Here is a 1,645-nt window from a genome sequence, read left to right as displayed (position 1 = left end):
GTGCAGGGAAGCTCTTCGCCAAGCGTCGGCCATATGCTTCTGGAAGAAGGTTTCGATCTCGACATTCGCCGGCCGCCGCCTTGCGGCGCGCCTCGATGCGGTCGTGGCGCTCGACACCGATCAGTTCGGCGACGCGCCAGACGGTGTTGTCCTCGAGCTCGTGCAGCTCGCCGTCGGCGTAGACGATCTCCCACATCAGGCCGATGAAGGCCTTGCGCGCCTCGGCATCCAGATGGCGCTTGAGCACGCTGGTGAAGGCATAGAGGTCGATCGCCTCGTTATCGGCACGCTCGCCGGCGGCGGCCAGCGCGTCGAGCTCGTCGCCGCTGATCGAATAGGTCTCGGCCAGGATCTCCTTGAAGCGCTCCCACTCGATATCCTGGCGCACGCCGTCGGCGTTCATCACGTGATAGAGCAGCGCCGAGGCCGCGACGCGCGGATCGTCCGCGCTTGGCTTGCTCGCGCCCGCAGCAGGCAAATCCCTCAGGAAGGACAATACGCGTTCGAACATCGATGCTTTTTCCCTGTCCGCCAAGCCGAGCCTCAAAACAAACGAAACCGGCGCGGCGATTTTTCCGCCTCGTCTTCCGGCGTCACGCCGGGATCATCCGGCAAGCGCGGCAACTCCGGCGCCTGCTCGACCACCATGTCATCGGCGGCGGCGACCTCGGTTTCCCTCTCGATGCCGTTCGGCGCCTCGGCGGCCGCCTTCTCGGCCGAACTATCGGGCTCAAGGTCGATCGCTCTCTCGTCAGCCGGCAAAGCGGGCGCCGATGCAGCGATCGCGGGAACCGCCTCCTCAACCTCGCTGTCGATTAGTTGCCCGAGCCGCTCCATCGGCGCGCGCCAAGTGAACGCGTCGAGCTTGCCGGTGATCGGCGATACCGGCGCCCAGCGCTCCGAGACGACACCGTCCGCCACCCAGGCCGGATCGCGCGGCGCGCGCACAGCCTTGGACAGCAGCTGCCGCACCTTGCCCTGGTCGCCGCTTTCGGCCTCCTCGATGTCGGCCAGCAACAGATAGGCGCCTTCGCGGCGATCAATGCGGATGGCGGATTCCGCCTCGCGCCTGGCGGTGGCGAAATCCTGCGCGTCGAGCGCGGCGCGTGCCACGGCCATCGACGATTCGGCATGGTTCTTCTTCAATTCCTGCAGCTTTTTCGCCCGGTTGAGGCGATCGAGCACGGCATCGCCCGGCCTCGCATGGATGTAAAGCTCGGCAATATCCGGATGCGGTTCGGCCCGCCAAGCGGTCTCCAGGATTTTGGAACCCTTGCGCACATCGTTGTGCTTAATCAGCAGGTTGGCCGCGATCACCGCGGCCGGCGCGAAACCGGGCGCCAGCTTGTTGGCTTCGAGGGCCGCGGTCCGGGCAGCGTTCGGATCGCTGTCGACCAGCGCCTGCGCCTTGGCAGTGAGCAGCACGGCGCGGCGGCGGTTGGCGGCATCGCGTTCGATTTGCCTTGTCGATTTCTGCGCCTCGACCAGCTTCAACGCGCCGTCCCAGTCGCCGCGCTCGGTCAGCTCTTCAAGCGTCGATTCCGCCGCCCAGGCAAGCTGCGGTGCCACAGCTGCGGCACGACCGGCATAGTGGCGCGCGGCGTTGCGGTCGCCCAGTCGCTCAGCTTCGAGATAGAGCCCGCGC

General features: G+C 66.6%; 1 protein-coding gene and 2 pseudogenes. 1 reads left to right on the top strand and 2 read right to left on the bottom strand.

What is annotated here, in order from left to right; all coding sequences use genetic code 11:
• Window positions 1-78 (top strand): annotated as a pseudogene (locus EOA49_RS33895) (GMP synthase); the annotation flags it as partial.
• Here EOA49_RS33895 and EOA49_RS31820 read toward each other — a convergent pair.
• Window positions 71-511, bottom strand: a pseudogene (locus EOA49_RS31820) (TerB family tellurite resistance protein); the annotation flags it as partial. The pseudogenes EOA49_RS33895 and EOA49_RS31820 overlap by 8 nt on opposite strands.
• Window positions 512-543: 32 nt before the next feature.
• The coding region (locus tag EOA49_RS31815) for a heme biosynthesis protein HemY (protein ID WP_127243592.1) at window positions 544-1,645 on the bottom strand (1,102 nt) is incomplete at its 5' end.

The sequence above is a fragment of the Mesorhizobium sp. M1A.F.Ca.IN.020.04.1.1 genome, assembly GCF_003997315.1.
GTDB lineage: Bacteria > Pseudomonadota > Alphaproteobacteria > Rhizobiales > Rhizobiaceae > Mesorhizobium.
Note: the sequence above shows the minus strand (reverse complement) of the source record. Positions and strands in the feature narration are given on the sequence as shown.